24 protein-coding genes are annotated in these 23,396 nt (G+C 68.2%); 4 read left to right on the top strand and 20 right to left on the bottom strand.

All coding sequences use genetic code 11. The features are described from left to right. Nucleotides 1-6: 6 nt before the first annotated feature. On the bottom strand, nt 7-1,614 hold the full coding sequence (locus VFZ09_RS33690) for an FAD-binding oxidoreductase (RefSeq protein ID WP_329731834.1): 1,608 nt from the start codon (nt 1,612-1,614) through the stop codon (nt 7-9). 65 nt (nt 1,615-1,679) lie between these two features. On the opposite strand from VFZ09_RS33690, the gene VFZ09_RS33695 reads away from it, so the two are divergent. Beyond that, nucleotides 1,680-1,814: a hypothetical protein gene (locus VFZ09_RS33695; protein ID WP_329731835.1), complete on the top strand. Its 135-nt coding sequence runs from the start codon at nt 1,680-1,682 to the stop codon at nt 1,812-1,814. A gap of 1 nt (nt 1,815) precedes the next feature. Next, nucleotides 1,816-2,571 carry a ribonuclease E inhibitor RraB gene (locus tag VFZ09_RS33700; RefSeq protein WP_329731836.1) on the top strand — a complete coding sequence of 252 codons (756 nt, stop codon included), beginning with the start codon at nt 1,816-1,818 and terminating at the stop codon, nt 2,569-2,571. Nucleotides 2,572-2,574: 3 nt separating this feature from the next. On the opposite strand, the gene nrfD is transcribed toward VFZ09_RS33700, so the two are convergent. The 17 genes from nrfD to VFZ09_RS33785 form a co-directional block, all read right to left on the bottom strand. Beyond that, on the bottom strand, nt 2,575-3,780 hold the full coding sequence (gene nrfD / locus VFZ09_RS33705; RefSeq protein WP_329731837.1) for an NrfD/PsrC family molybdoenzyme membrane anchor subunit: 1,206 nt from the start codon (nt 3,778-3,780) through the stop codon (nt 2,575-2,577). Then, complete coding sequence (locus VFZ09_RS33710) at nt 3,773-4,573, bottom strand: 4Fe-4S dicluster domain-containing protein (protein WP_329731838.1); 801 nt, start codon at nt 4,571-4,573, stop codon at nt 3,773-3,775. Before VFZ09_RS33710 ends, nrfD begins: the two co-directional genes overlap by 8 nt. A 6-nt stretch (nt 4,574-4,579) precedes the next feature. Next, complete coding sequence (gene fdh, locus VFZ09_RS33715; RefSeq protein WP_414640777.1) at nt 4,580-7,840, bottom strand: formate dehydrogenase; 3,261 nt, start codon at nt 7,838-7,840, stop codon at nt 4,580-4,582. A 131-nt stretch (nt 7,841-7,971) separates the two neighbouring features. Then, entirely contained in the window at nt 7,972-8,490 is a 519-nt protein-coding gene (locus VFZ09_RS33720; protein WP_329731839.1) for a hypothetical protein, read from the bottom strand. A 90-nt stretch (nt 8,491-8,580) separates the two neighbouring features. Then, nucleotides 8,581-9,108, bottom strand: a complete 528-nt coding sequence (locus VFZ09_RS33725) for a hypothetical protein (protein ID WP_329731840.1) — start codon at nt 9,106-9,108, stop codon at nt 8,581-8,583. Between the two features lie 50 nt (nt 9,109-9,158). Beyond that, nucleotides 9,159-10,151 (bottom strand): HEAT repeat domain-containing protein, encoded by a 993-nt coding sequence (locus VFZ09_RS33730; protein WP_329731841.1) that lies wholly within the window; start codon nt 10,149-10,151, stop codon nt 9,159-9,161. A 14-nt stretch (nt 10,152-10,165) separates the two neighbouring features. Beyond that, nucleotides 10,166-11,317 (bottom strand): hypothetical protein, encoded by a 1,152-nt coding sequence (locus VFZ09_RS33735; RefSeq protein ID WP_329731842.1) that lies wholly within the window; start codon nt 11,315-11,317, stop codon nt 10,166-10,168. A gap of 274 nt (nt 11,318-11,591) precedes the next feature. Continuing rightward, on the bottom strand, nt 11,592-12,119 hold the full coding sequence (locus VFZ09_RS33740; RefSeq protein WP_329731843.1) for a hypothetical protein: 528 nt from the start codon (nt 12,117-12,119) through the stop codon (nt 11,592-11,594). Nucleotides 12,120-12,207: 88 nt separating this feature from the next. After that, a complete protein-coding gene (locus VFZ09_RS33745; RefSeq protein WP_329731844.1) occupies nt 12,208-12,732 on the bottom strand; it encodes a hypothetical protein in 525 nt (174 codons plus the stop codon). A gap of 138 nt (nt 12,733-12,870) precedes the next feature. Then, nucleotides 12,871-13,404: a hypothetical protein gene (locus VFZ09_RS33750; protein ID WP_329731920.1), complete on the bottom strand. Its 534-nt coding sequence runs from the start codon at nt 13,402-13,404 to the stop codon at nt 12,871-12,873. A gap of 45 nt (nt 13,405-13,449) precedes the next feature. Beyond that, the gene (locus VFZ09_RS33755) at nt 13,450-14,448 is read right to left on the bottom strand and encodes a HEAT repeat domain-containing protein (RefSeq protein WP_329731845.1); all 999 of its coding nucleotides are present in this window, start codon (nt 14,446-14,448) and stop codon (nt 13,450-13,452) included. Nucleotides 14,449-14,464: 16 nt separating this feature from the next. Continuing rightward, nucleotides 14,465-15,679 carry a hypothetical protein gene (locus VFZ09_RS33760; RefSeq protein ID WP_329731846.1) on the bottom strand — a complete coding sequence of 405 codons (1,215 nt, stop codon included), beginning with the start codon at nt 15,677-15,679 and terminating at the stop codon, nt 14,465-14,467. Nucleotides 15,680-16,093: 414 nt separating this feature from the next. Next, a complete protein-coding gene (locus tag VFZ09_RS33765; protein WP_329731847.1) occupies nt 16,094-16,651 on the bottom strand; it encodes a hypothetical protein in 558 nt (185 codons plus the stop codon). A 3-nt stretch (nt 16,652-16,654) separates the two neighbouring features. Next, entirely contained in the window at nt 16,655-17,866 is a 1,212-nt protein-coding gene (locus VFZ09_RS33770) for an XRE family transcriptional regulator (protein ID WP_329731848.1), read from the bottom strand. Continuing rightward, on the bottom strand, nt 17,841-18,233 hold the full coding sequence (locus VFZ09_RS33775; protein WP_329731849.1) for a hypothetical protein: 393 nt from the start codon (nt 18,231-18,233) through the stop codon (nt 17,841-17,843). The genes VFZ09_RS33770 and VFZ09_RS33775 overlap by 26 nt, the downstream gene beginning before the upstream one ends. A 308-nt stretch (nt 18,234-18,541) precedes the next feature. Next, the gene (locus VFZ09_RS33780) at nt 18,542-19,120 is read right to left on the bottom strand and encodes a hypothetical protein (protein WP_329731850.1); all 579 of its coding nucleotides are present in this window, start codon (nt 19,118-19,120) and stop codon (nt 18,542-18,544) included. A gap of 349 nt (nt 19,121-19,469) precedes the next feature. After that, nucleotides 19,470-20,903, bottom strand: a complete 1,434-nt coding sequence (locus VFZ09_RS33785) for an NAD(P)/FAD-dependent oxidoreductase (RefSeq protein ID WP_329731851.1) — start codon at nt 20,901-20,903, stop codon at nt 19,470-19,472. A 224-nt stretch (nt 20,904-21,127) separates the two neighbouring features. On the opposite strand from VFZ09_RS33785, the gene VFZ09_RS33790 reads away from it, so the two are divergent. Beyond that, nucleotides 21,128-22,111: an SDR family NAD(P)-dependent oxidoreductase gene (locus VFZ09_RS33790; RefSeq protein WP_329731852.1), complete on the top strand. Its 984-nt coding sequence runs from the start codon at nt 21,128-21,130 to the stop codon at nt 22,109-22,111. 84 nt (nt 22,112-22,195) lie between these two features. After that, entirely contained in the window at nt 22,196-22,777 is a 582-nt protein-coding gene (locus tag VFZ09_RS33795; protein ID WP_329731853.1) for a Uma2 family endonuclease, read from the top strand. A gap of 16 nt (nt 22,778-22,793) precedes the next feature. On the opposite strand, the gene VFZ09_RS33800 is transcribed toward VFZ09_RS33795, so the two are convergent. Together VFZ09_RS33800 and VFZ09_RS33805 are read right to left on the bottom strand one after the other, a co-directional pair. Beyond that, nucleotides 22,794-23,177 carry a hypothetical protein gene (locus VFZ09_RS33800; RefSeq protein WP_329731854.1) on the bottom strand — a complete coding sequence of 128 codons (384 nt, stop codon included), beginning with the start codon at nt 23,175-23,177 and terminating at the stop codon, nt 22,794-22,796. Nucleotides 23,178-23,179: 2 nt separating this feature from the next. Further along, entirely contained in the window at nt 23,180-23,362 is a 183-nt protein-coding gene (locus VFZ09_RS33805) for a hypothetical protein (RefSeq protein WP_329731855.1), read from the bottom strand. Nucleotides 23,363-23,396 lie beyond the last annotated feature (34 nt).

The following is a 23,396-nucleotide window of genomic DNA, read 5'->3' on the forward strand; positions in this document are numbered from 1 at the left end:
CGTCGATCACGGCCCCACGAGGACACCCGGGTTGAGAATGCCCTGGGGATCCAACGCGCCCTTCACGGCCTTCAAGGCGAGAGCGAACGGCTCGGGGCGCTCGCGGTCGTACCAGGGGCGGTGGAGCCGGCCCACGGCGTGGTGATGGGTGATGGTGCCGCCGTGCGTGGAAATGGCCTCACTGGCGGCCTGCTTGAGCGCCATCCACTGCGCCAGCTCGCCCCCACGCTTCGCGGGGGCGAGGAACGTGTAATAGGGCGCGGGCCCATCCGGATAGACGTGGGTGAAACGGCAGCTCACGGTCCCGCCGCCGCAGATGCGCCCGAGGGCCTCGCGCACGGCCTCGAGGATGGCACCGTGGAGCGAGTCGAACCGGTCCCACGTACACGCCGTCTCGAACGTGTCCGCGATGACGCCGAGGCTCACCATGACGTTCTGCAGGTACGGAGCCTCGATGAAGGCCGAGCGCCAGCTCTCGGCGGCGCCACTGGCGCGCGGCTGTGCCCCCGCCTCATCGGAGCGGTAGCGGGCACCCTCGCGGCATTCACCCCCGTGCTCGACGGTGATGGCGAGCGCGCGCTCCATCCAGGCGTGCAGCGGATGGTCGGCGGACTCGAACGCCAGCACGAGCACGCTGGAGCCATCTTCGGCGACACCGTTGAGGAAGGACTCCTGCGCGTCGAGGAGCCTGCAATTGGAGGGATGGAGTCCGGACTGGGAGAGCTCGCGGACGGCGCGCACGGCGACATCGAACCCGGGGAAGTGGACGCTGGCGCTGGCGCGGAAGCGGGGGCGGGACTGGAGCCGCACCCAGGCCTCGGTGATGACGCCGAGCGTGCCCTCGGAGCCGAGCACGAGCCTGTCCGGAGCGGGACCGGCGCCCGAGGCGGGAAGACGGCGCGTCTCGTAGAGGCCGCGCGGGGTGAGCATGCGGGTGGACTGCACCAGGTCGTCGATGTGCGTGTAGAGCGTGGCGAAGTGGCCACCGGCGCGCGTGGCGATCCACCCGCCGAGCGTGGAGAACTCGAAGGACTGGGGGAAGTGGCGCAGGGTGAAGCCGTGCGAGGCGAGCTGGGACTTGAGCACGGGCCCGGTGGCGCCGGCCTGGATGCGGGCCGAGCGCGAGATGGGGTCCACCTCGACGACCCGGTCCAGGCGGCGCAGGTCCAGGGACACGGCGCCACGGAAGCCATTCCCGATGGCGGCCTCGACACCGCGCACGACGCTGGTGCCTCCGCCGAAGGGGATGAGGGCCACGTGGTGGTCTCCACACCAGTCCATGACGGCGCGCACGTCCTCCTCGGAGCGGGGGCGGGCGACGAAGTCGGGCGCGGAGGAGAAGTCCCCGTGGAAGCCGCGCACGAGGTCCCCATAACCCTTGCCATAGGTGTGCGCGGCGCGGTCCGCCTCGTCCACCGAGCACAGGTCCGCGAGCGATTCGGGGGGAGCGACACGGGAGGGCGGGAGACGCAGGGAGGTGGCGGGCTCGTGGGGCTCCAGGGAGGGGCCGCCGAGGAGGGGGGAGACGTGTCCGGCGAGGGAGCGGCGTGTCCCGATGTCGGGGAACTTGTCCGCGTACCCCCAGCCCCAGATGCTCGTCGCGCGAGTGCTCATGGCGCGCGAGCGTAGCGGCTCAGCCGGGGAGCGGGAATCCCAGGGTGACGGAGACGAGGTGGGCCGTGAACCCGGCGACAAGTGCCCTGCGCACGGACACGGGCGAGCCGAGGGTTTTCAACAGACACCACACGGCGGTGGACTCGACACTGCGCCGGGGGCTGGAGCTTCTCGAAACCATCGGCTACACGGGGAAGTGAGATGACCACCAGGCGCAAGCGGGTCCGGCCCGGAGACGTTCTCGAGGTTCGAACGCCTCGGGGGCTGGCGTATGTCCATTACACGGGCAGGCACCGCGAGTACGGAGATGCCATTCGCGTCCTGCCTGGTTTCTTCGCCAGTCGGCCCGCGGACTTCATGGCGCTGGTCGACCCTCCGGAGGCCTACTTCACTTTCTACCCGGCGGGTGCGGCGGTCTCTCAGGGTCTCGTGGAGATCGCCGCGGAGCACCCGGTACCTCGGGGAGAGGTGTTTCCCTCCGTGTACCGTCGAGAATGCGCGAGCAATCGCGAGGGCAGGGTCCTGGCCTGGCTCATCTGTGAGGGAAGGAGGGAAACGCTCGTCCGTGAGCTCAGCGAGGTGCAACGCCGTCTGCCCATCGCCTCCATCTGGAATCATGAGGCCCTGGTGTATTACCTCACGCAAGAATGGCGGCCCGAGCAGGACATCGGCGTCCCTCCAGAGCCGCGAGTCCCCGCTGCGGACAAGCCGCGCCATGTCCGGCACTACCTCTACTTCGCCACGGCCAAGGTCGGAAAAGTGGTGGCTGCTCAACTCTTCACGCAAGGCTACGTGGTGACGAGTCGCAAGAGCGCCGATGGGAATAACTGGCTGGTACTCGTCGAGCACCACGTGCGCGATGCGGCGCGGGAGCTCGACTCCGCACGCGAAGCGCTGGAGCGCCTCGCCCAGGACCACTCCGGCGAGTATGACGGCCTCGAGATCGAGGTCTCGTAGCCCTCAAGTCACGGGAAGCTCCGGCTCCCATGCCCCGCTTGCCGCCTCGGGCCGCTCCGGCCTCCTCGGCTCCTCGCGCAGCACCGGCAGCGGGTACTTCAACGGCTTCCCATCCGAGGCGTGCGTGTGCCCCGTCACCTCCGCGGCGCCCATTCCCTCGCGTTGCGGCTGGAACGTGGCCTGCGGATCCCTCGCCGACGCCTTGCCCGCGTGGAACACCGCGAACCGTGTGGCAACCGCTCCCGCCGTGCCGAGCAGCGCCCCCGCCACCTTCATCCACCGGGTCCGCCCCGGCCACAGGCTCAGCGCGAGCGACGCCGCGGCGCACACCCGGGCCGCCTTCCACAGTCTCCCCGAGTCCCCTTGCTTCAGCGGCCGCTCCAGCACCTCCAGGCCCGAGGCCTCGTGCTGCACCGCGACGCCCGTCATCAGCTCGCCCACCTTGCCCATCGTGCCGAACAGGTGGAGCACCTTCGCCTCGTGGCTCGCGTGGGGCAGCAACTCCAGCAGGCTCCCCGCGCCCGCCACCGCCGAGGACACGAACAACAGCGGCAACGACTTGCGCGTGGCCTGCCAGAGGGGCACCGCCGTATTCGCGAGCAGCACCGCCGTGTACCCCGCCAGCGGCATCCCGAGCAGCCCCGACGCCACCGCGGCGCCATCCCCCACGCGTCCCAGCCACCCGCGCCGGCCCGCGAACAGCACGGACGCGGTGTTCATCGCCCCCGAGCCCACCAGCACCCACGAGCCCATGCTCATCGGCGACGTCGGCCGGAACACCCTCAGCATGTTCAGGAAGCGCGCGGGCCGCCCCAAATCATGGATGAGCAGCCCCGAGCTCACGATGTCTCCCGCCGCGCCCACCCACCGGCACCGGTGCCCCAGCTTCCTCAGCCCCTCTCCGCCAAAGGCCTCCGCTGCCGCTCCCAGCAGGCTCGCCGCGCCCGCCACGCCGCCCACGTAGAAGTACAGCGGGATGCTCCAGATCCACACCGGCTCCTTGATGGCCGGCTGCCCGTAATAACTCGGCGACTCCGCGTTCACCCCCGACTGCGAGGGCCTCGTCCGCAACAGCGCTCGAGAGGGATTGGCCTCGTCCGTGTCCTTCACCCGCTGCTGCGCGCCCTCGCCGGACAGCGTTCCCAGCCGCGTGTCGATGTTGCGGCCGTCCTGCCGCTTCTCCAGGTCCTCGGGCCGGATGTCACCCACGCACCACCTCCCGTCCCAGCAACACCGCCCCGAGCGCCATCACCGCCATCCCCAACGCTCCCCACCCCGCCGACACCCACGCCTCCCGGCCCTTCATCGTCGGCACCACTGGATCCGGTGGCAGGTTGTAGACCTCGGGCTTGTCCACCAGCAGGAAGAAGGCATTCAGCCCCCCCGTGCCCGGCTGGTTCTCCGCGTCCGCGCCATACAGGTACGCCTGCTCCCACCCCTTCTCATGCAACTGCTCCACCCGGCGCTGCGCCCGCTCGCGCAGCTCGTCCACGTCGCCGAACTGGATGGACGCCGTGGGGCACGCCTTGGCACACGCGGGCGTCATGTCCTCGCCCAGCCGGTCGTAGCAGAGCGTGCACTTCCACGCGCGCCCGTCGTCCTCGCGCCGGTCCACCACGCCGAACGGACACGCCGCCACGCAGTAGCCACAGCCGTTGCACACGTCCGGCTGCACGTACACCGTGTCGAACCCGGTGCGGATGATGGCGCCCGTGGGACACGCCTCCAGGCACCCGGCCCGCTGGCAGTGCTTGCACACGTCCGAGGCCATCAACCACGAGAAGTCCAACAGCCCCACCGTCTGCGTGGGCAGCGGCACCGGCCGCTCGACGAAGGCCACGTGTCTCCACGTCGCCGAGCCCAGGTGCCCCGTGTTGTCGTACGACATGCCGGTGAGCTGGAAGCCGTCATCCGGCAGCTGATTCCACTGTTTGCAGGCCACCTCACACGCCTTGCAGCCGATGCACAGCGTGGTGTCGGTGAAGAAGCCCTTCTGTCCCATGGGGCGCTACTCCTTGTCCTGCGGCGGTTGCTCCGGCGGGCCGACGCCCTCCAGGTCCCTCGGCACTTCCACCACGCCCGGGGGCAGCGGCCACGGCTCCCAGCCGAACGCCGCGCGCCGGTCCTGGCTCCTCCTCCCCGGCAGGATGTTGCACGTGAAGGCCTTGGACTCCTGGATGGAGACGTTCGGGTCCGCCGTGAAGCCAATCAGGTCATTGGTGCTGTCACCCTGCACGCGTCCCGTGTAGCCCCAGTGGTACGGCAGCCCCACCTGGTGCACCCGCTTCCCGTCGAGCTGCAACGGCCGCAGCCGCTCCGTCACCAGCACCCGGCATTCGATTTCCCCGCGTGCCGTGGACACCGTGCACCAGCCTCCGTTCTCCAGCTCGGCCTCCTCGGCCAGCTCCGGAGACACCTCGACGAACATCTCCGGCTGCAGCTCGCTCAGCCACGACAGCCAGCGCGACATGCCTCCCGCCGTGTGGTGCTCGGTGAGCCGGTACGTGGTGACCACGTACGGGTAGCGTGGATCCCCCCACGCCCGGTGCATGGGATTGTCCTTGCGCCGCCACTCGTGCCGCGCCGGGTTGCACTGCTGCCCGTAGAGGAAGTTGGGGACCGGTGACTCCAGCGGCTCGTAGTGCGTGGGCAACGGGCCGTCCATCATCCCGCTCGGCGCGAACAGCCAGCCCTTCCCGTCCGCCTGCATGATGAATGGATCATCCCCGGAGATGACGTCCAATCCCCGGTCGCCCTTGTCCGCCCGGTACGAGGGCGGACGGTCCGCGATGAAGTCCGGCACGTCCTCGCCCGTCCACTTGCCCTGCCGCGCGTCCCACCAGACGTACTTCTTGCGCTCGCTCCAGGGGCGGCCCTCGAGGTCCGCCGAGGCGCGGTTGTAGAGGAGCCGCCGGTTGGCCGGCCACGCCCAGCCCCACTCGGAGGCCACCCACGTCTGCTCGCGGCCCGGCTTGCGGCGCGCCGTCTGGTTCACCCCGTCCGCGAAGCACCCCGAGTACAGCCAGCAGCCACACGCGGTGGAGCCGTCGTCCTTCAGCTCCGTGAAGCCGGACACCCGCTCGCCATCCGCCACCGTGCAGCCGTTGATCTCCTTCAGCACGGCCTCGGCGTCGGGCTCCTCGCGCGGGCCCTTCGTCGGGTAGTCCCACGTCAGGGCCTGGATGGGACGGTCCTTCTCCTCCTTCGAGTCCGCGTAGAGCTTCTTCAGCCTCCGCCCGAGCTCGAAGAGGAAGGACAGATCACTGCGCGCCTCGCCGGGCGCCTCCACGGCCTTGTGGTGCCATTGCAGCAGGCGCTGCGTGTTGGTGAAGGTGCCGTCCTTCTCCGTGTGCGCGGCGGCCGGGATGAAGAAGACCTCGGTTGGAATGTCCTGGGGGCGCACGTCGCCGCGGACCACCTCGGGGGCGGTGCGCCAGAACTCGGCCGTCTCGGTGAGGGTCAGGTCCGAGACCACCAGCCACTCGAGCTTCTGCAAACCCTTGCGCTGGAGGGCCCCGTTCATCGAGCCCACCGCGGGGTTCTCGCCCATGACGAAGTAGCCCTTCACCTGGCCATCGGCCATGTTGGCCACCGTGGTCATGTGCGAGTGGTCGCCGGTGAGCTTCGGTATCCAGTGGAAGCCCCACTCGTTCTTCTTCGTCGCGGCGCCGCCGTAGTACGCCTTGAGGAGCGAGACGACGTACTTGGGGAACTCGCTCCACCAGCCGCTGGCGGACTCGTTGTTGTGCAGGTACTGAGCCAACCGCTGCGCATCTGGCGCGTGCGGCATGGGGATGTAGCCGGGCAGCAGGTTGTAGAGGGTGGGAATGTCGCTGGAGCCCTGGATGGAGGCGTGGCCGCGCAGGGCCATGATGCCGCCGCCGGGCCGGCCGATGTTGCCGAGCAGCAGCTGGATGATGGACGCGGCGCGGATGTACTGCACGCCCACCGAGTGCTGCGTCCAGCCCACCGTGTAGCAGAAGGCGCTGGTGCGCTCGCGCCCCGAGTTGTCGCAGAGCGTCTGGGCCACCTTCAGGAACAGCTCCCTGGGCACGCCGCAGATGCGCGAGACGACGTCCGGCGTGTAGCGCGCGTAGTGGCGCTTGAGCACCTGGAAGACACAGCGCGGGTGCTGGAGCGTCTTGTCCCGGGGCACCTCGGTGATGTGCTTGCCGCGCACCTTGCCGTGGCCACCGGCGCCCGGCTCGCTGAAGATCTCCTTGTGGCCCGCGGCGGGCACCACACCATCCATGTTCTCGTACTGCCAGGTGTGCGGCCCGTACTTGCCCGTCTCCGGGTCATAGCCGCTGAAGAGGCCGTCGAGCTCCTCGGTGTCCTGGAAGTCCTCGCGCAGGATGGCGGGCGCGTTGGTGTAGTGGACCACGTAGTCGTGGAAGTAGCGCTCGTTCTCCAGGATGTAGTGGATGAGGCCGCCGAGGAACGCGATGTCCGAGCCCGTGCGGATGGGCACGTGCACATCCGCCATGGCGCTGGTGCGCGTGAAGCGCGGGTCCACGTGGAGGAGCGTGGCGCCGCGCTCACGGGCCTCCATCACCCACTGGAAGCCCACCGGGTGACACTCGGCCATGTTGCTGCCCATGATGAGGATGCAGTCCGCGTTCGCCAGGTCCTGCTGGAACGTGGTGGCACCGCCCCGGCCGAACGAGATGCCCAGACCGGGCACCGTGGACGAGTGTCATATTCGGGCCTGGTTCTCCACCTGGACGATGCCGAGCCCGGCGGTGAAGAGCTTCTTGATGAGGTAGTTCTCCTCGTTGTCGAGCGTGGCGCCGCCCAGGTGCGCGATGCCCATGGTGCGGTTGACGGTTTCGCCCTTGTCGTTGTGCGACTCCCAGGTGGAATCCCGCGCCTGCTTCACGCGCTCGGCGATCATGTCGAGCGCCTTGTGCAGGGGGATGCGCTCCCACTGCATGGAGCGGGGACGCCGGTAGAGGACGTCCGTCACGCGGTGGCTGCCGGTGACGAGCTGGAAGGTGGCGGCGCCCTTGGGGCACAGCCGGCCGCGGGAGATGGGCGAGTCCTCGTCGCCCTCGATGTCGAGAATCCGGCCGTCCTGGACGTAGACCTTCTGGCCACAGCCCACGGCGCAGTAGGGGCAGACCGAGCGGACGACCGTGTCCGCCTGGACGGTGCGCGGCTCGAGCGTCTGGCTGCGCCCGGACATCGCCGTCTCACCGAGCGCGGTGGAGTCCTTGTTCCGGAGCTGACGGAGGAGCGGCCAGCGAGAGAACAGGTCGAAGAGTCCCAAGACATGCCTCCGGAGAAGACGTGACTCCGAAAGCAAGGTGGGGCTTCAGGCAGCGGGAGGCGAGGGGGGCACGGTGCTGTACCGCGGGACGATCTCCCCTCGTCCCCCGGGCAACCAACCGGGCTCGATTCCTAGAGGACGCCAATCAGCTCGCCGCGGTCGAGGAACTCGCCCTTGACGGTGTAACCCGAGTACCACGAGGTGAGGTTGGTGCCGTTCTTGTCCACCTCGATGTGGGTCTGGGCCGTGCTGACGGCGCCCGTCCCGCCGACGACGCCCAGCTCGCACCGGTCGCACGTCTTGTCGTAGGAGGCGGCGGTCTTGATGAAGTGCCAGAGCCGGAGGACCCGGCCATCCGAGAGGGTGGTGGACACGGCGTTGTGGTTGCCGCTGCCGCTGCCGCTGCAGACGACGCCCGTGGTCCGGATGGTGAAGTTCCAGCTCCGGGTGCCGATGAGCGGCAGGTCGATCGGGTCCACGTTGCAGTTGCCGCTGATGTCCACCGCGCCGTGGAACGCGCCGCTCGAATAGTACGTGGTCGTCAGCACCGTACCGGGGTGGGGCGCCACCACATCGAGCGCGAGCGCGGCCGTGGGAACGAGCGCCAGGGAAGCCAGTGCCGCCAGGGTCTTCTTCATCGTGTGGTGCATGGGAATTCCTTTCATGCGACGGGGCCGGAGAGCGGAACCGGACGGCTCCGCTCCCTGGCCATGAGCCGGGCTCGACGACGCCCGCTCGAATCAGTCGAGGACGCCGAGCGTCTCGGTGCGGTCCACGGCCTCGCCCTTGGAGGTGTAGCCGGAGTACCAGGAGGTGTCGTACGTGCCGCTCTTGGTCTGCTGCATGTGCGTGTGGGCGCCCGTGGAGTTACCCGTGGAGCCCTCGTCGCCGACCTGGCAGCGGTCGCACGTCTTGTCCACCGAGGCGGCCGTCTTGTTGAAGTGCCAGATGCGGAACTGCCAGCCGTCCGCCCACGTGTGCAGCGCCTCGTTCTGGTTGCCGCTGCCGTTGCCCGTGTTGCAGTAGTGGGTGGTGGTGCGGATGGACACGTTCCAGTACACCGAGCCCACCACGCCCGTCTCCACGCCCCAGTAGTCGCAGGTGCCGCTGGACACGTCGACCGCGCCGTGGAACGCGCCGCTCGAATAGTACGTGGTGGTGGTCACCGTGGCGGGGTACGGCGCCTTCACGGTGTGCGCGGTCACGGCCGCGGGAACCAGCGCCAGGGAAGCCAGGGCCGCCAGGGTCATCTTCATCGTGTTACGCATCGTTTTTTCCTCTCGAGCCGGTGCACGGCCCTCGTGGGGGGGGTGGACGTCTACGGAACCTGCTGCAGCCGCTGCTTCTCCCTCAGGATCAGGTTCCACTCCTGAAGGTCCAGACTGAGAACTCGAATCCACGCGTCGATTTCCGGCGCCAGGCTGGGGTCGCTGCTCCGCAGCCGCTGCAACTCGGGAATCGCTCCAATGAAGCCCAACTGGGCGATGCTCTGCAGGAGCGCCTTGCGCACGCCGGCATCCCGCTCGTCGCGGTACAGGGCGAGCACGGACTGCCGGGCGCTGGCCATCTGCTCCGCGGGCACGCCGCCCAGCGCGAGGGCCGCCGCCTTGCGCACCTCGGCATCCTCGCTGCGCAGCAGCGATTGAATCTTGCCGGCCGAGCCGGCGCTGATCTTCTGCGTGTCCATGTTGCCGAGGATCTTCGCCGTCACCTGCGGGTCGGTGGAGGCGGCCGCGGCCGACACCGCGGCGTCCGAGGCCGGGCCGTGGAAGCCGGCGTAGACCTGCTGGATGTCCTCGACGATGTTCGTCGCGGCTTCCCGGCGCACCTCGGGCGAGGCGTCGCGCACCAGCTTCTCGTACGCGCCGTCCGTGCTCTCCAGGGCGCTGGTGCGGCGCATGGAGCGCACGGCGGCGGCGCGCAGGGCCGGGTCGCGCTCCTCGATGGCCCGCTTCGCCACCGCCTTGATGGCCTCGGGGTCCGCGCCGCGCTCGGTGCGCGCCACCAGGGCGGCCGCGAGGTGCTCGGACATGACGGGGTCCGTCTCCCGCTCGAAGGCGGCCCGGAGCTCACCGTCCGGCAGGGTGACGGCGGACTCGCGCAGCAGCGTCCGCATGTACTTCTTGTACGCCTCCGAGTTCGACTTGAGCCCCTGGCGGATGGAGTCCATCAGGCCCTCCACGGAGCAGCGCTCGCCCTGGAGCGCGGGGCCCGGGGCCACCACCTGGGCGGCGGCCGTGCCGGGCAGCAGCGCGCACAGCGTGAGCGCGAGCAGGAGGGGGCGGGAAGGGAAGGAAGGGGTGCGTGTCATGGTCGTTCCCGGGCTCACTCGTGGCGGTCGAGACAGCTGAAGGGATCCTGGTTGGGCAGGCCGTTGAAGAGCCGCACGAAGTCCAGGGTGCCGCTCGCGTAGAGGCGCTCGAAGTCCTGGTAGATGGGCTGGAAGCGCGGATCCTGCACGGCCATGTTCGCCATGACGGGCAGGGCGCGCTTGCCGGCGGTGCGCGCGGAGAAGCGGAACAGGGCCCACTTCACGCACAGGGACTGCTCGGTCTCGAAGGTCTTCGCGAACAGGTCCAACACCTTCCCCTTGTCCAGGGACAGGGAGAGGTTGTGGGCCGCCGCGTCCCGGCCCTCCTCGCTGCCCTCGCCGACGAGAATCTTGGCGAAGCGCTCCGTCTCCTCCGCGCTGAGCAGGGGCGCGGCGTGCATGGGCATCATCTGCCCCAGGTAGCGGATCTGCTCGTCGGGCGACTGGGCGCCGATGGTGAGCAGCTTGTCCATGTAGGGGGTGATGTTGGCGTTCTGCTTGAACTCGCGCTTCATGACGCGCGCGATGGTGCGGGCCGCGGCCCAGCCCGCCTCGCCGGACACGGGATCGTTGGCGAAGGTGGTGAGCTTGTCGAGCGCCGCCGGAGCCAGCCGCTTCTGCGTGTCCAGCGCGGAGAGGATGCCCGCGCGCCGCTCGGCGGGGAGGGCGTTGTCCAGGCCCATGTCCAGCAGCTTCGCGGCCACCTGCGGCTGGTGGACGGCCTCGCTGTCCCGCACCGCCGTCAGGTACACGCCGAAGGACCTGCCCTGGGCATCGAGCGACCAGCTCAGCACCTCGAGCGCGTGGGCCGGGTCCTTGCCGATGAGCTCCGTGAGGCGCTCCTTCAGGAAGTCCCGGACGAGCCCATCCCGCGAGTTCAGCAGGGGCTCGGCCCACTGGCGGAAGTTGTGGATGTTCACGCCCTGGTTGAAGCGCTCCAGATCCTTCCAGCAGAGGGTCTCCTGGAAACGCGGGGCCTTGGCCTCCTCACCCGGGGCCAGCGGGGCGGCGGCCTGGGCGGCGGCGCCCGTCTTCTGGGCGGGGGCCTGCTTCGCGGACGCCTGAGCGCCAGGGGGGGCCGTCTCGGCCGGGCCTTCCTTCGCCTCCCCACCGCGGCCAATCAGCGCCACACCGGCCAGCAGGGCTACGAGGCCGGCTCCGGCCACGAGCAATGGCTTGCGCCGGCTAGAGGTGCCTGGTGCGGAAGAGGAGGAGGGCGGCGGAGAAGTGGGAGTCATGGCGGTGGGCCCGAATCGAGGGGTTCCATCTCTAGAGAGACCCTGGACCTCACCGCCATCTCACAAAATGATTAAATCATCCATTTCTTGGGAATTTTCGGCTGCCCGGCCTTCCAGGACAGGGAGCGAATGCCAGGAAAAACGGAGGCCCCCCGTGGGGAGCATGTCCTCACGCGGGGCCCCGGTGGGTGACGGAGGCGGCTCAGTCGAGGACGCCGAGGGTCTCGCTGCGGTCCACGGCCTCGCCCTGGACGGTGTAGCCGGAGTACCAGGAGGTGTCCTTGGTGCCGTTCTTCTCCTGCATGAGGTGGGCGTGGGGGCCGGTGGCCTGGCCGGTGCCGCCCTCGTTGCCCACCTGGCAGCGGTCGCACGTGCGGTCGTACGAGTCGCTCGTCTTGATGAAGTGCTTCTGGTGGAACTTCCAGCCGTCCGCCCAGGTGTGGATGGCCATGTTGGCGTTCTCGTAGCCGTTGCCATCGCAGACGATGCCGGTGGTGTTGATGGTGACGTTCCAGAAGACGGAGCCCACCACGGCCGTCTCGGCGCCCCAGTAGTTGCAGCGGCCGCTGGAGACGTCGATGGCGCCGTGGTAGCCGCCGCTCGGGTAGTAGGTGGTGGCGGTGATGGTGCCGGGGAAGGGCGACTTGACGGTGTGGGCCGTCACGGCCGCGGGGACGAGCGCCAGGGAGGCCAGGGCCGCGGCCAGGGTCATCTTCATCGTGTTACGCATCGTGTTTCCTTTCGAGCCGTTTCACCGGCTCGCGTGGGGGACAGCACTTGGGAAGAGGCGGAGCCGGGAGGTCTGGCTTCGAGGGGGCTCAGTCCAGCACGCCAATCAGCTCGCCCAGGGAGAGGGCCTCGCCCCCGGTGGCGTAGCCCGCGTACCAGGAGGTGTCCTTGGTGCCGGACTTGTCGCGCTGCAGGTGCAGGGAGTTGGCGGGAATGCCCGCGTCGCCGGCCGCGCCGATGTTGCAGCGGTCGCACGTGCGGTCATACGTCTGGCCCGTCCGGTTGAAGTCCATCAGCCGGAAGGTGAAGCCATCGGCGAACAGGTGCTTCGCCACGTTCTGCGGGCCCGTCAGCGCCGTGTAGCAGAGCGTCTCCGGGGTGTTGATGACCACGTTCCACGCCAGCGAGCCGGCGACACCCGTGGTGATGGGGGTGGTGCCGCACGTGCCGCCGTCGATGTCCACGGCGCCGTGGTACGCGCCGCTCGAGGTGTACGTGGTGGCGGCCACGGTGCCGGCCAGGGGGGCGCCCACGTTGCGCACGGCGAGGGCGGTGGCGGGGGCGAGCGTGGCCAGTGTGGCGAGCGCCAGCAGCGGCTTCAGGGTTCGAGTCATGGGCGAGGTCCTCCCGGGCCGTGCCTGCCGCCCGGGTCATGGTGGTGAAGCAGTGGGGGGATGAGACGGGCTGGGAGGCCCCGGACGGGCCCGGCCTCCCAGAGATCACGAGGCCCGGTCAGGCCTGGTTACTACTGGTTACGTGGCGATGTTTCCGACGGTCTCGCCGCGGCTGAGGAACTCACCCCTGGTGGTGGTGCCGTCGTACCAGCCGGTGAGGTTGCTGCCGTAGCGGTCCACCTGCATGTGGGTGTGGGGGCCGGTGACGTTGCCCGTGCCGCCCTCGTCGCCAATCTGGCAGCGGTCGCAGTCGCGGTCGTACGAGGCGCCGGTCTTGAGGAAGTGCCACTGGCGGAGGACCTTGTCGTTGGCGAAGGTGTGCTTCACCTCGTTCTGGTTGCCGCTGCCGTTGCCGTAGCACACGGTGCCGGTGGTGTTGATGGTGACGTTCCAGTGGTAGGTGCCGTACGCGCCCGTCTCCACGCCCCAGTAGCCGCAGGCGTTGGCGCTGGAGAGGTCCACCGCGCCGTGGAACGAGCCGCTCGAGTAGTACGTGGTGGCCGTCACCGTGCCCGGGAAGGGCGCGCCGACCCGGACGTCGGCGGTCGCGGCCGCGGGGATGAACGCCAGGGAAGCCAGGACCGCCAGCGTCGTCTTCATCGTCTTACGCATCATTGTTCCTCTGGACCGGTGGACCGGCCCCAGTGGGGGGGGGCGCTACCGAGCCTGTTGCTGCCGCTGCTTCTCCCTCAGGATCAGGCTCCAATCCTGGTGGTTCATGTTGAGGACTCGAATCCAGCTGTCGATCTCCGGCGCCATGCCCGGGTCGACAGCGCGCAACCGCTGGAGCTCGGGCACCGCGCCGGAGAAGCCGAGCCGGGCGATGCTCTGGAGGATGGCCTTGCGGACGGTGGGGTCCTTCTCGTCGCGGTACATGCCGATCAGCGCCTGACGGGCGTTGGCCATCTCCGCCGCGGGCACGCCGCCGAGCGCGGTGGACGCCGCGGCGCGGACCTCGGCGGAGTCGCTGCCCAGCAGCCGCTCGAGCTTGCGCGCCGAGCCGGAGCTGATCTCCCCCGTCATGAGTTGGCCGAGCACCTTCGCCGTCACCTTCGGGTCGTCCGAGGCCGCGGCCGCCGACACCGCGGTATCCGCCGCCGGGCCATGGTGCCCGCCGTAGACGTGATGGGTGTCCTCGACGAGGTTGGCCGCCGCTTCCATGCGCACCTCGGGCGAGGGATCTCTCACCAGGCGCTCGAACATCTCCCCGCTGCGCCCCAGCGCGCCGGTGCGGCGCATGGCGCGGACCGTGGCGGCGCGCAGGCCGGGGTCCCGGTCCTCCAGCGCCCGCTTCGCCACCACGTGGAAGGCATCGTCCTCCAGGCCGCGCTCGGTGCGCGCCACCAGGGCCGCCGCCAGGTGCTCCACCATCACGGGGTCGTACTCGCGCTCGAAGGCGGCCTGGAGCTCGGCGCGCGGCAGGTTGACGGCGGACTCGCGCAGCAGCGTGCGCAGGTAGAGCTTGTAGGCCTCGGACCTGGAATTCATCCCGCGGCGGATGGAGTCCATCAGCCCCTCGACCGAGCACGTCGTGGCCTGGAGGGCGGGGGCGTCGCGCGGGGCGGACTGCTGCGAAAAGGCCAGGGCCGGCGCGAGCAGGCACACGGTGAGCGTCAGGGTGGGGAGCACGTTCATGCGAAGGAAGGCGCGTGTCATGGGTGGGCTCCGGAGCTCATTCCTCGTGGCGGTCCAGACAGCCGAAGGGATTGTCCGTGGACAGGGAGAACCAGATGCGCCCGAAGTCGACGATGCCGCTGGCGTAGAGCTTCTCGAACTCCTGGTAGAGGCCCTGGAAGCGCGGGTCCGTCATGGCCATGTTCGCCATGACCGGGAGCGCGTCCTTGCCCGCGGTGCGCGCGGCGAAGCGGAACAGGGCCCAGCGCACGCAGACATCCTTCTCGATTTCGAAGTTCTTGCCGTAGAGCTCCAGCGCCTGGGCCTTGTCCTCGGACATGGACAGCTCGTGCGCGGCCATCATGCGGACGTCCTCGCTGCCCTCGGTGGCCAGCAGCTTGCCGAGCCGCTCCATGGCAGGCGTGTCGAGTGGCGCATCGGCGCTCATCCCCATCTCGAGCGCGAGGTAGCGCACCTGCTCGTCCGCCGACCGGGTGCCGATGGTGAGGAGCTTGTCGAGGTAGGGCTTGAAGTTGCCGGACTTCTTGAAGTCCTCCTGCATCACCCGGCCGATGGCGCGCGTGGTGACCCAACCGGCCTCGCCCGAGGCGGCGTCCTGCGCGAAGGCGGACAGCTTGTCGAGCGCCGCGGGCTCCAACCGGGGCATGCGCTGCAGCTCGTCCAGGAAGCCCGCGCGCCGCCCCATGTCCAGCTTCTCGTCGAGCCCGAGCTCGGTGAGCCGCGAGGCCATTTTCGGCAGGGCCTTGGAGCCGCGCAGGCCGCCCATGAACAGCTTGAACTCCGCGGGCGAGGCCTCGCGCGCCCAGTCGAGCACTTCACCGGCCCGGCCCGCGTCCTCGCCGATGAGCTCGGCCAGGCGGCCCTTGAGGTACTCGAGGACGAGCGGATCCTTCACCGCGAGCAGCGGCCCGGCCCACTCGCGGAACGTCTCCAGCGTCACCGACTCGTTGAAGCGCTCCAGGTCCTCCCAGCACACGGTGCTGTTGAACTGCTTGGGCTTGGACTCGGCCTGCACGGGCCCGCCCGGGCCGGTGTGCCCGGACTTCGTGTGGGCGGGGCCGGTGGACGAGGGCTGGGGGGCCGCGGCCTGGGGAGCCTCGGGCTCGCCGCCCACCGCGGAGGAGCCACGCGAGAGCAGCGCCACCGCCGCCAGCAGGGCCACGGCACCAAGCGCGATCGCGACCTTCGGGCCGCGGCGGGCCGTGTCATTCACCGGGAGGGACGCGGAGCGATGGGAGGATTCTGGAGTCATGGGTCCTTATCTGGAAGAGGCCCTGAATCCTCCCGCATCCCAAAAAAGTGAAAAATCCCGGTAAACGGGGAAGAGTCTTAAAGCAAATGAGACCTGATTTCAAGTGGTTGCACGCCACGGGGCCAAGGGCGGGCCATGGTAATTCCCCGAGAAATCTCCCAGACCGATGGGCCGGCTGGCCAGAACGGCCCGGCCCTGGTCGAGCTCACGGTGCCGCCCCACCCCTCCAGCCGTACGCCGTACACCTGCACCGTCCAACCCGGAATGTTGATGGCTCCACGCGCCAATCCACCTGAGGGAGAAGTCGCTCAGCCCTTGCGTCACAATTCGCGGACGAGCAGCACGCGGGCGTCGAGGAAGCCGCACAGCCCGTGCACCCCGGGCTCCGGAGGCGTGGAGGCGGGAGGTCCCGAGTCAGTCAGTCGAATATGACAGGTACCACTCTCGATCGGTGTCACTCTTGGGGGGAGCGAACCTTGCCTTCCATCGGAGGGCACGTAGCACGTCCTTCACCGATCCCGAGTCCAGTCCGAGTTGGCCTGATGCCACGCGTATCACTCCCAGCGTGGCGTGGAGCTCAAGGGACGGGTACAGCATTTGGAAGATCCTACGTACCTTCCCGTCATCTGAAAGCAGCGGGAGCCCGAGTGTTCCGGCCATGGCTACGGCGCGTGCATCAACATCGGTGAGGTGGGCTGCCGCGTCGACAAAGGCATCAACGAACGCATCCCCCATGAGCTCCGAGGGATGCAAGGTGCAGAGCCCCGCCTGCTCTAGTGGGCTCCAATCGGCGGGCACCCAAGTTGGCTGCCCCTCCTCGTCCAGCGGACCGCGGAGACGCTGAGCCTCCTGCCTTACCTCGGGGAGGACGAGCAGCGTCCAACCCATCGCGCGGAGGAAATCGATGGCTCGCCCCGTTGCCAGCATGTTGATGGCCGAGCACGCATCAATGACGACTTGTTTCGTCGACATCACCTACCCCGCGTCCCGGGTGTTGAGGACGTCTTCGCCGAGGTCCAGAACGAGTTCACCGCCCTCGGTGGCCTCCACTTGGCGCGCGAGGTACAACTCGCGCGCCGTGATCCGATCGCAATGCAGGTAGTTCGCGAGTTCTCCCTCGGAGAGCATCTCCTGGGCGTAGGCCTCCAGGGCCAGCCTTTCGTAACGTTGGGGAAGCCATCGCTCGACGTTCTCCCGGACAGGCTTCAATCCCATTTGTTTCTGAGCGGCCTGCGGGCGGAAATTTCGCTGAACCAATTTTCGGTACGTGCCTGCCGACAGAAGTTGCAGTTCCTCCAAACGGAGCGTCATGGCCTGAAAGGACACGGCGTAGAATCGGGCCATGGCGATGAGGTCTGCGGCGGAGAAGTGGGCTCCCTTGTCCCTCAAGTGCTCGGCGAAGCGGCGCCGCACTCCCGTGGCGGGCATGAGGAACTCTGCGGCCAGGGTCTCACTGAATATTTCGGAAGGATCGAGCCGACCCTCGAACTTCGCGGGCAGCACATCCCCGGCTTCGCGGTCGCGTAGGAAATGCCCCAATTCATGGACGAGGGACCACCGCCTGCGCTCCCGGGGTTGAAGTCGGTTGAGTGCGACGCAAGCGCCCAGCGTGTCACTCCAAAGGAAGATGGCGGCGACTTCGGAGGGGAGCGGAAGCTGGAAGATGCGCAAACCTGCTTCCAATTCCAAGAGGGACTCAAGTGCGAGCACGGGTCCATCGCCGAGATCAAGGTGCCTGCGCAGGAATGCAGCAGCATCCTGTGCCGCAAGACGAGGCTCCAACCCAACGGGTGAATTGGAGGCGCGATATGCGGTGATGGCCTCAAGGGGTGCCGGAGCTCGGGTGACGGAGAGTACCTGCTCCAACTCAACGTACTTCCGTCCAAGCGCTTTGAGGCGCTCGACGGCTTCTTCCACCACGTCGCCCCGTGCTTGCCGCGGGGCCATCCGGAACCTGGGGGATGCGTCTGCAACGACCGTGTGTTCACGGAGCAGTTCGTTCAGGGAAGTGGAGAGTTCCTGCGCGAGCCTGAGCAGTTCTGCATTGGTTGGACGTCTCTCCCCTTTCTCCATGGCCACCAACGTCGTGCGTGCGACGCCGATGCGCTTGGCCAAGTGCTCTTGCGTCTGGTTCAGTCGCTTGCGCGCCTGGGCGATTCGCTCACCAAGTTGCTCGGAAGAGATCATGGTTGGCCTGCTTGGTTCGGTTGGGAGTTTCAAGCTTCAGCGGGCCTTGCTCGGCGCGCATTTGGTGACGGAAGCCGATCCACCGATGCTGCAAATTCCGTAGCTGCAGAACCCAAAGAGCCTTCTTCAGGAAATGCTCTCGCACAGAGGTGCCGAGGGAAGATAGCAGGTAAAGTGGGCGGCCTCGTTCCTGGATGCGAGTATAGGCGCCTGCGACAGAGTCCAATCCACCGCTGAACAGCGCGACCTCTTCTGCTCCGACCAGACGCTCAATGCTCCAGTCGATTTGCTGCGGAGCCCATACTTTGGAGCGAGTAAACGTCAGAGCCCACTGGTCATCAGTTAACCAATGGAGGAACTTCTCCAAGGCGGAACGTACCCCGTTCAAATGCCCTGGTTCTGCAACGCCCACCTCCAGCTCGATTCGCCGATGCCGGCTGTGGTGATGCGGCGCTTGATCTCCATGAGCGTTACGTGGAGCGAGCCGATCGATATGGTGGACGGCGGTTGCCACATGGAGAAGGTCGCGCGCTACGGGGCGGAGTTGTCCCAACCAAGTGAGTGGCTCATGCTCCAGCCGTATCCTTCCCAACCGGAGAGGCTTCCCTTCCGATGGATGCATGAGGACTTCGCCGAAGCTTCCTACCGTATATCGGAAGGTGCTCATGTTGGGTCTCACAGGAGGTTTTCGCCGTACAGGTCCACTTCGCTCCGGAACTTCGAGGCGAGGCCCAGTCGCTTGAAATTTGGATTCCGCGCAATCAAGGCCGCAGTGGTATCGACCAGTTGCGCTAGGTGACTCTCAAGCTCCTGAACATCGAGCTGGATACCTCTCTTGTTGAGCCGGTCAGCCACTCCTCCCTTGGCTTCAATGATCGCGGAGTTGATGGCGCTCATGACGAAGCAGCGGAGGACGTACTGCTCGTCACGGATCCCCAATCCACAGGCACGGATGGCTTCCTGGCAGAGGAGTTCGTCCTTCCAGTCCTTGCCGTATTGCTCGTGCACGCGGTTCAAAGCGGACCGGTGGATGTGGGTGAATCCCTCGAACCACGCTTGTCGCTCGTCATCAGCTTGGGATGCAAGACACCTCAGCGTCATGTGAAGGGATGCAACACCTCCATCAAGAAGGTGGTTGACCCCTTCAGCAATGGGGAGGAGTTCAGGCTCCTTGCCGCATGCTGCACGCACGAGGCTTTGTGCTGCTCCGCGCAGGGGCGGTGACAGGGTAGTGAAGATGTCCCGGTCCGGCATGGCTCCCTCCTGAAGGATATAGGTCCACCGCGCCCTTCCGACAAAGTCAGATCTAACGATCTGGGTCCCGGATTTCAAGTCGACATTGTCAATCTAGTGGGGCTCGTGCTCGGCTTTCTTCCAAGTGCCCGAAATCACAAGATTTTTTGTCTCGTCGCTTCTGGTGCTACAGGCTCGTTGCCTGATGGTGCCCGGTGCGATGTACCAAGGTGTGCAGGACCGTCAATTTTCCGGTCACGCGGCTTTCTGGCCGAGACGGGGCGGGGAACCAACCTCGTGATTCATGCAATGCGCCGGAGGTGGTTTACGGCTTGAGGTTGGTTCTGGCGTTCTTCAATTCGGTTGGCTCTCAGCCCTTGCGCCACACCTGGCTGGCGAGCAGCGCGCGGGCGGCGAGGAAGCCGCACAGCCCGTGCACCCCGGGCCCCGGAGGCGTGGAGGCCGAGCACAAATACAGACGCGGATCCGGCGTGGCGTAGGGGACGAGCCGGGCCACGGGGCGGGCGAAGAGCTGCGCGCCCTCCATGGCGCCGCCGGAGATGTCTCCGCCGATGAAGTTGGGGTTGTAGGCCTCGTACTGCGCGGGCGAGCGCGTGTGCCGGGCGAGGATGCGCGTGCGGAAGCCGGGAGCGGCGCGCTCCACCTGGGCTTCAATCCGCTCCGTCATGTCCTCGGTGGAGCCGTGGGGCACGTGGCAGTACGCCCAGCCGGTGTGCTGGCCCGCGGGCGCGCGGCTGGCATCGAAGAGCGTGTGCTGGGCGAGCAGCACGTAGGGGCGCTCGGGAATCTCCCCGCGAGAGACGGCGGCCTCGCTGGCGGAGATCTCCTCCAGGGTGCCGCCGAGGTGCACGGTGCCGGCGCGGGCACACGCGGGAGCGCGCCACGGAATGGGGCCGGAGAGGGCCCAGTCCACCTTGAAGACACCGGGCCCGTAGCGGAAGCGCTGGAGCTTCTCCACGTAGGACGGCGGCAACCGGTGGCCGGCGAGCTGCACGAGCTGCCGGGGCGTCACGTCGAGCAGCACGGCGCGCGAGCGGGGCAGCTCGTCCACGTTGAGCACGCGGTGGCCCGTCTCCACCTCGCCGCCGAGCGCGCGCAGGTAGCTGACGAGCGCGTCCACGAGCTTCTGCGTGCCACCGCGAGGAAAGGGCCAGCCCACGGCGTGGCCGGAGGCGAGCAACAGAATCCCGAAGGCGGAGGTGAAGGGCTTCTCCAGGGCGGAGAAGGAGTGCGCGGCGGAGCCGGCGAAGAGGGCGCGCGCGAGGGGCCCGCGGAAGGCGTGGGAAGCGAGCGAGTGCGCGGGACGCAGGGCGCGCAGGCCGAAGCGGGCGAGGCGGAAGGGACGGCGGGGGAGGCGCAGCGGGTCGCCGAGCTGGGCCATGACGTCGTCGAAGGCGCGCACCATGGGGCGCATCCACTTCACATAGCGCTCGGCGTCGGGGCCGAGCCCCTGGGCGGTGGCCTCGAGGGAGCGCTCGAGGACGGCGGCGGTGCCCTGCTCGAGCGGGTGGGCGAGGGGCGCGTCGGGGTGGATCCACTCGAGGCCATGGGCGCCGAGGGGCAACTGGCGGAAGAAGGGCGAGGCGGCGGCGAGCGGGTGGATGGCGGAGCAGACGTCGTGGACGAAGCCGGGCAGGGTGAGCTCGGCCGAGCGGGCACCCCCGCCGGGAGTGGGGCCGGCCTCGAAGACACGCACCGAGCGGCCCGCGCGCGCCAGGGAGATGGCGGCGGCGAGCCCGTTGGGACCGGCGCCCACCACGACGGCATCGAGCAGGGTGCTCATGGGTTGTGAAGCTTCACCCGGCCTGATGGGGACAGGGGCGGGATGCCACCGGATTGCGTTCACCAGTGGACGTCCGAGGTTGTCCGGCACCACGGCACCCGGGCGGGCAGGCGAGGGACGAGGGGACAGGGTGCGCGGAGGCGGCGGGAATTCCCATCCTCCCGGGTGGGAGTGTGCGGCTCGAGCGAGGCCCCGCGCGGGGCCCGGAAGACAGGGGAGAGGACATGGCTTGCCAGGGTCTGAAGGGCAAGGTCGCCATCGTGACGGGGGCCTCGAGTGGAGTGGGCTGGCAGGCGGCGGTGCGCCTGGGCGAGGCGGGGGGGAAGCTGTGCATCACCGCGCGCCGGGCGGAGGCACTGGAGCAGCTGCGCCATGAATTGGAGGCGAAGGGCGTGGAGTGCATCTCCGTGCCTGGGGACGTGACGGTGCAGGCGGACGTGGAGCAGGTGGTGCGCGAGTGCCTGACGCACTACGGCCGGGTGGACATCCTGGTGAACGACGCGGGGGTGCAGTCGTACGGCTTCTTCGACGAGCTGCCGTGGGAGCACCTCACGCGGACGTTCGACATCAACGTGTTCGGCTTCATGCGCTTCGCGCGGGCGGTGCTGCCGCACTTCAAGGCACAGGGCAGCGGCCACATCCTCAACGTGCAGTCGATGTTGTCGAAGGGCTCGGCGCCGCTGCTGTCTGCGTACAGCGCGAGCAAGCACGCGACCCTGGGGTGGGCGAAGTGTCTGGAGATGGAGTTGATGGGCACGGGGATTCAGGTGTCCAACGTGCTGGTGCCCTCGGTGGCGACGAACATGTTCGCGCACGCGCCGACGATGTTCGGCCTGGCGCCCAAGCCGGTGCCGCCGACGTATGACCCGGACGTGGCGGCGCGAGCGGTGGTGCAGTGCGCGCGGCGGCCGGGGAGGACGGTGGTGCCGGTGTTCCTCGGAGGGCGGTTGCTGTTGTGGCTCAACCAGCTCGCCCCCTGGGTGGGCAAGGCGATCATGGGTCGGTTCGGCGCGCGGATGCAGATGAGGGACGAGCCCATCCATCGGCCCGAGGGCAATCTCTTCCATCCGGTGGAGGCGGGCGTGGGGCCCCATGGCCCGGTGCCACCGACGCCGAAGTGGATCCGCTTCTCGGCGACGGCGGGCCTCGCCGCGCTGGTGGGCGGCGTGATGCTGGGCGTGGCGGGACTGGCCCGCGCGGCACGCTGAGGGGACACGGGACCCTACCTCTCCCGTCAGACCTTCCTGTAGAATGCGAGCAGTCAGGCGGGAAGGCCTGCGGGAGGAATGCGGATGGGCAGGGGAAAGCGTCCAGCCACCTACGAGGACATCGAGGCGTTACCACCGGGCTGGGTGGGGGAGATCATCGACGACGAGCTGTGGGCGCTTCCACGGCCGGCGAAGTGGCACACGTGGGTGGCCTCGCGGCTCGGTGTGATGCTGGGAGGCTTCGGCGTCGGGCAGAGGGAGCCGGGCGGTTGGTGGATTCTCGACGAGCCGGAGTTGCACTTCGGCCGGCAGGTGTTGGTGCCGGACCTCGCGGGCTGGCGCTACGAACGAGTACCCGGGCTGCTCGAGAGGGATGCGCCCTTCTTCCACCTGGCGCCCGATTGGGTCTGCGAGGTGCTCTCCCCATCCACTGCTGCGTTGGATCGGGGACGAAAGCTGTGGCTCTACCATCAAGAGGGCGTGAACCACGCGTGGCTGGTGGACCCGCGGGCGCACACGCTGGAGGTCTACCGGCGAGGGGCGCGAGGCTGGCGGCTGGCCCGGTACGGAGGAGAGGACGTGATCCACGCCGAGCCATTCGACGCCGAACCCCTGGACCTGGGGCGGCTCTGGGCGCCCGGGTCCACGCCCGCGCCCGGGCCCTGATGCTTCGGAGGGATGCCTACTCCTCGGACTCCTCGTCCATCGCCTCCAGTTCCTCGATGGTGGGGAATCGGATGAGGATCCACTCCCCGTCGCGCATGCGTGTGACGTTATGGCGAGCGCCTGCCACCTCAATGACCGCCTCGTAGGGCACAGTCGCCTGAGCCCGCAGCCAGGCGAGAGCCTCATCCCGGGTGCCAAAGGAGCGCAGAGGCTTCGGCCAGGCCTCCTCGGTGTTGAAGACCCGGGCGTACTCCCAGAAGTCCTTCAGCCGGCCAACGTGTTGAAGGAAAAGGAGCGCCTTGGCCGAGGTTTCGATGGTGGTTACGGCTTCCGGCTCGCTGGAGTGCTGCCTTGCTAGCGCTTCGAGGGAGCTCAGGAGGTCTTCCAGCTTGGAACTCATATTCATTCCCTACAGACGATGCCTTCCAGCACACTTCCCGATTGAGTCATCAGCACCAGCGGGGCGAGGACCAGGACGCCCGCACCGGCGGAGACGACGATGAATGTAACTCCAGCCGCGGTGACGATGGTTCCTACCAGTAGCTCCTGGCGATGGCGCTTCAGCCAGTCAATGGCTTCATCCATGGCCGTGAACTCCAATGCGTGAAGCTCTTTCAGC

This window comes from Archangium sp. (assembly GCF_036277355.1).
Classification (GTDB): domain Bacteria; phylum Myxococcota; class Myxococcia; order Myxococcales; family Myxococcaceae; genus Archangium.

What these genes read in the sequence shown, in the direction of transcription:
- VFZ09_RS33690 (WP_329731834.1), bottom strand. Translation starts at nt 1,614, where the DNA reads ATGAGCACTCGCGCGACGAGCATCTGGGGCTGGGGGTACGCGGACAAG.
- VFZ09_RS33700 (WP_329731836.1), top strand. Translation starts at nt 1,816, where the DNA reads ATGACCACCAGGCGCAAGCGGGTCCGGCCCGGAGACGTTCTCGAGGTT.
- VFZ09_RS33710 (WP_329731838.1), bottom strand. Translation starts at nt 4,573, where the DNA reads ATGGGACAGAAGGGCTTCTTCACCGACACCACGCTGTGCATCGGCTGC.
- VFZ09_RS33720 (WP_329731839.1), bottom strand. Translation starts at nt 8,490, where the DNA reads ATGCACCACACGATGAAGAAGACCCTGGCGGCACTGGCTTCCCTGGCG.
- VFZ09_RS33725 (WP_329731840.1), bottom strand. Translation starts at nt 9,108, where the DNA reads ATGCGTAACACGATGAAGATGACCCTGGCGGCCCTGGCTTCCCTGGCG.
- VFZ09_RS33730 (WP_329731841.1), bottom strand. Translation starts at nt 10,151, where the DNA reads ATGACACGCACCCCTTCCTTCCCTTCCCGCCCCCTCCTGCTCGCGCTC.
- VFZ09_RS33740 (WP_329731843.1), bottom strand. Translation starts at nt 12,119, where the DNA reads ATGCGTAACACGATGAAGATGACCCTGGCCGCGGCCCTGGCCTCCCTG.
- VFZ09_RS33745 (WP_329731844.1), bottom strand. Translation starts at nt 12,732, where the DNA reads ATGACTCGAACCCTGAAGCCGCTGCTGGCGCTCGCCACACTGGCCACG.
- VFZ09_RS33750 (WP_329731920.1), bottom strand. Translation starts at nt 13,404, where the DNA reads ATGCGTAAGACGATGAAGACGACGCTGGCGGTCCTGGCTTCCCTGGCG.
- VFZ09_RS33755 (WP_329731845.1), bottom strand. Translation starts at nt 14,448, where the DNA reads ATGACACGCGCCTTCCTTCGCATGAACGTGCTCCCCACCCTGACGCTC.
- VFZ09_RS33760 (WP_329731846.1), bottom strand. Translation starts at nt 15,679, where the DNA reads ATGACTCCAGAATCCTCCCATCGCTCCGCGTCCCTCCCGGTGAATGAC.
- VFZ09_RS33765 (WP_329731847.1), bottom strand. Translation starts at nt 16,651, where the DNA reads ATGTCGACGAAACAAGTCGTCATTGATGCGTGCTCGGCCATCAACATG.
- VFZ09_RS33770 (WP_329731848.1), bottom strand. Translation starts at nt 17,866, where the DNA reads ATGATCTCTTCCGAGCAACTTGGTGAGCGAATCGCCCAGGCGCGCAAG.
- VFZ09_RS33780 (WP_329731850.1), bottom strand. Translation starts at nt 19,120, where the DNA reads ATGCCGGACCGGGACATCTTCACTACCCTGTCACCGCCCCTGCGCGGA.
- VFZ09_RS33785 (WP_329731851.1), bottom strand. Translation starts at nt 20,903, where the DNA reads ATGAGCACCCTGCTCGATGCCGTCGTGGTGGGCGCCGGTCCCAACGGG.
- VFZ09_RS33790 (WP_329731852.1), top strand. Translation starts at nt 21,128, where the DNA reads ATGGCTTGCCAGGGTCTGAAGGGCAAGGTCGCCATCGTGACGGGGGCC.
- VFZ09_RS33795 (WP_329731853.1), top strand. Translation starts at nt 22,196, where the DNA reads ATGGGCAGGGGAAAGCGTCCAGCCACCTACGAGGACATCGAGGCGTTA.
- VFZ09_RS33800 (WP_329731854.1), bottom strand. Translation starts at nt 23,177, where the DNA reads ATGAGTTCCAAGCTGGAAGACCTCCTGAGCTCCCTCGAAGCGCTAGCA.
- VFZ09_RS33805 (WP_329731855.1), bottom strand. Translation starts at nt 23,362, where the DNA reads ATGGATGAAGCCATTGACTGGCTGAAGCGCCATCGCCAGGAGCTACTG.